At 59.9% G+C, this 653-nt stretch carries 1 protein-coding gene; it reads left to right on the top strand.

The window, feature by feature from the left end; translation table 11 throughout:
• Nucleotides 1-459 precede the first annotated feature (459 nt).
• Nucleotides 460-653, top strand: a 194-nt coding sequence (locus ACXJ7R_RS35560; protein ID WP_457155864.1) for a hypothetical protein, incomplete at its 3' end; no start/stop codon positions are given.

Here is a 653-nt window from a genome sequence, read left to right as displayed (position 1 = left end):
GCCATGCTGCGATCAAAGCGGACAAAGGCGCCGTTGCCCACATTGTCTTCAAGAACGGCTAGCGAACGGACTGCAGCCTCACGGATGGCGGGTTTTTCTCTAATACGGGCAACGCCATGCTTTTAAACAGGGCGGTGAAAACGAGGGTCGCTGCAGGCTTTTGCCTATCCTCCGAGTGCTCCACCAACTACTTGCAGACATCGTCCCGACCTGCTGCCCCCGACCTCCATCGGGAATGGGGTGTCAGCCTTAGCTACCCAAGCGCCCACCTACAGCCACCTGCCGGGATATAAGGTCGATATTTCGCGCGGCCATCGGATCGGCGCGTTTCATCGGAATGGTTCTCACGCCCCGACGATCAACGCTATCTTTCGCTGGGCAAGCTTCTCGCGGCCGTTCGCGCGCATAGTCGAGCTGCCGCGGCCCGGGCGATGAAGACTGGGTGGAGGGAAAGCTGGCGTGGCCTTCGTCGCCTTCGACATCATGTATCTCGACGGCCATGACCTCCGGGCGCTGCCAGCGATCGAGCGCGAACGCAACCATGGGTGTTTCGCACTTTCAGGCAGGGAACCTATTGCAAAAAGTGGAGTTCTGACCCTGCTCGGCCGTCACTCGCCGAGCACCCACACAACTTCCCGCCATCGTTTCATGGT

The sequence above is a fragment of the Mesorhizobium sp. P5_C1 genome (assembly GCF_054049815.1).
This window is presented reverse-complemented; position numbering and strand designations above follow the sequence as displayed.